This is a genomic window from Thermomonas sp. (assembly GCF_020850895.1).
GTDB lineage: Bacteria > Pseudomonadota > Gammaproteobacteria > Xanthomonadales > Xanthomonadaceae > Thermomonas.
On record NZ_JADZDS010000109.1, the window covers coordinates 1 to 3,009 of the forward strand.

The window sequence follows — 3,009 nt, forward strand, 5'->3', positions numbered from 1 at the left end:
CGCGGCAGCGAATAGAAACGCTCGAACGCGCGCTCCAGCGCATAGTCCGGCAGGCCGGGCCCGCGATCGGCGACCTCGATGCGGATGCGCGTGGCATCGCATCCGATCCGCAGTTCCACCACGCCCTGACGCGGCGAGAAATCGATGGCGTTGTCGAGCAGGTTGCCCAGCAACTGCCGCAGCAGGAACGGATCGCCCGACAGGCCTGGCAATGCGGATGCAAGCTGCAGCTGCAATTCCACGCCACGCGCCCGTGCCCGCGGCGCGGCATCGTCCAGCGCCTCCTGCGCCAATTCGGCAGCGTTTATCAGCTGCGGGGCATCGATCCGCTGGCGATGTTCCAGCGCAGCGAGTTCCAGCATCCGGTCGACCATCCCGGCCATGCGCCGGCTCTGCGCATCGATGTGCGCGACGAAGCGCGCCCGGTCGGCCTCGGGCAGCGGCCCTTCCAGCAATTCCGCCGCACCGCGGATCGCCGCCAGCGGGCTTTTCAGCTCGTGGGTCAAGGCATGCACATAGCGTTCGACGTACTGCTTGCCTTCCAGCTGCCGGCGCATGGTTTCCAGCGCCCGGCCAAGATCGGCGAACTCGCCGGCGGCATTCGGCAGCAGGGCGCGTTCGCCTCGCGTCACCGCATTGGCATAGCGGCGCAAGGCCAGCAACTGCCGCGACAGCCACCACGCCGCCAGCATGCCGATCAGCAGCGCACTGCCCAGCAAGACCCCGCCCCAGCGCAGGATCGTGGTCTGGCTGCGGGCGATGAAGGGCTGGATGCTGCGGTTCGGTTTCGATACCGTGAGCACGCCGACGATCTTCCCGCCCGCGTCCCTGATCGGCGCGGCCACGTACATCACCGTGCTGGTCTCGTCATTCGGGTCGTCGCGGGTGGAGCGCGCGCCGTATTGCCCGCGCAGGGTGCGGAGAACATCGTTCCACCGCGAATTGTCGCGCCCGACTTCCTTGCCCGCCGAATCGAACACCACCACCCCACGCGCGTCGGTGACCTCGATCCGATAGCTGGCGCGGTGCTTGGCTTCACCCCAGATCCGCGCATCCAGGTCACGCCGTGCCAGCGCGTGGACGCGGGCCGCGAACCGGCCATCGGCGATGTGCCCGGCCAGCAGGTCGTCGGTGGCCAGTTCCGCCAGCACGTTGGCGGTGTCGGCGAGGGTGTCCTCCATCGCCTGCCGCACGCCGGGCTTGACCTGCTGCACGAACACGTTGACCAGCAGCAAGGCGGCCACGGCCACGATCAGGAAGTAGCCCAACAGCACGCGCAGCGCGATTTTCACCCTGCAATCCTCACCGTGTGGTCCTCACCGGCTTCAGTCCACGTCGATGGAATAACCCATTCCGCGATGGGTGCGGATCGGGTCGCGCACCGGATCCAACTGGCGCAGCTTGGCGCGCAGGGTCTTGACGTGGGTATCGACGGTGCGCTCGCCGGTCTCCAGCGCATCCGCCCACACCCGGTCAAGCAATTGCCCGCGGCTGAGGATCGCACCGGGGCGCTGCAACAGTTCCGCCAGCAACGCATGCTCATAGCGGGTCAAGTCCAGCCACTGCCCCGCGAAGCGGACGCGGTGGGCGGCGGCATCGACCTCGAAGCAGCCACGCTGCCGCGGCTGGCCCGCGTCGTGCCGACGCAAGCGCGCACGCACGCGTGCGACCAGCTCGCGCGGCGAAAAGGGCTTGGCCATGTAGTCATCGGCCCCCAGTTCCAGCCCCAGCACCCGATCGATCTCGTCGCTGCGTGCGGTCAGGAAGATCACCGGCACCGCGCTGGAATCGCGCAATTCCCGGCACACATCGAAGCCACTGCGATCCGGCAGGCCAACATCGAGGATCACCAGATCGATCCCGCCACGCGCCAATCGCGGCAGCACCTGCCCGCCCAGCACCACATGCTCGGCCGCGAACCCGTCCGCACGCAGCGCATACAGCACCGTGTCGGCAATCGCGGTTTCGTCTTCGGCCAACAGGATGGTCATCGCCATGCCGGCCATCCTAGCCGAGCGCAAGGCCCGGTTTGCGTGGCCAATGTGAAGTGGCTTTTCCTCGTCATCCCCGCGAAAGCGCGCATCGTATCGCAGGCCTCGTGTCTGCGTATCCACGGACGTTGCTCACCTCCCCGGCAAAAGATGAAAGTCCATGGATTCCCGCTTTCGCGGGAATGACGGCGAGAGCGGGCCGCTAGAATGCCCGTATGAACTACCGCCACGCCTTCCACGCCGGCAACCACGCGGACGTGCTCAAGCACGTCGTGCTGCTGGCCCTGTGCGATGCGCTGACCGCCAAGCCCACGCCCTGTTTCGCGCTGGATACCCATGCCGGGCGCGGCCTGTACAAACTCGATGGCGAGGCCGCGCAGGCCACCGGTGAAGCCCTCGACGGCATCGCCCGCTTGCAGGCCGAAGCCCCACGCGATCCTGCGATCCAGCGCTACCTGGCCGCAGTGCGCGCCTGCCGCGAGCGCCATGGCGTTACCGCCTATCCAGGCTCGCCCTGGCTGCTAGCGCACGCCTTGCGTGAACAGGACCGGATCGCCGCCTGCGAGTTGCATCCCGAGGAGGCGCATGTCCTGCGTGGTCACTTCGCCGGCGACGGCCGGATGGCGGTGCACGCGCGCGACGGCTACGCCGCCGTCAAGGCGCTGTTGCCACCGAAACAGGGGCCGAAGACATTCGCGCGCGGCTTGGTACTGATCGATCCGCCATTTGAAGCGCAGCTGGATGAGTTCGATGCCGCGCTTGCAGCGCTCAAGGACGGGCTGGATCGGTGGCCACAAGGCATCTTCGCACTGTGGTACCCGATCAAGCAGGGCCGCGCACTGCAGCCGTTCCGGCGCGCCGCGGCCAGGCTGGACGCGAAGTCCGCGCTGTTGCTGGAACTGCTGGTGCGCCCCGACGACTCGCCCCTGCGCATGAACGGCAGCGGCATGCTGCTCCTGAATCCCCCTTGGCAGTTCGACGGCATCCTTCAGCCTGCGCTGCTGGCACTGCAGGCCAG

General features: G+C 67.7%; 3 protein-coding genes. 1 reads left to right on the top strand and 2 read right to left on the bottom strand.

The features are described from left to right. On the bottom strand, positions 1-1,292 hold a 1,292-nt coding region (gene creC, locus IT472_RS09915; RefSeq protein WP_297181331.1), incomplete at its 3' end, for a two-component system sensor histidine kinase CreC. Between the two features lie 33 nt (positions 1,293-1,325). Beyond that, entirely contained in the window at positions 1,326-2,006 is a 681-nt protein-coding gene (gene creB / locus IT472_RS09920; protein ID WP_297181333.1) for a two-component system response regulator CreB, read from the bottom strand. 200 nt (positions 2,007-2,206) lie between these two features. On the opposite strand from creB, the gene rlmJ reads away from it, so the two are divergent. After that, on the top strand, positions 2,207-3,009 hold an 803-nt coding region (gene rlmJ / locus IT472_RS09925), incomplete at its 3' end, for a 23S rRNA (adenine(2030)-N(6))-methyltransferase RlmJ (protein ID WP_297181332.1).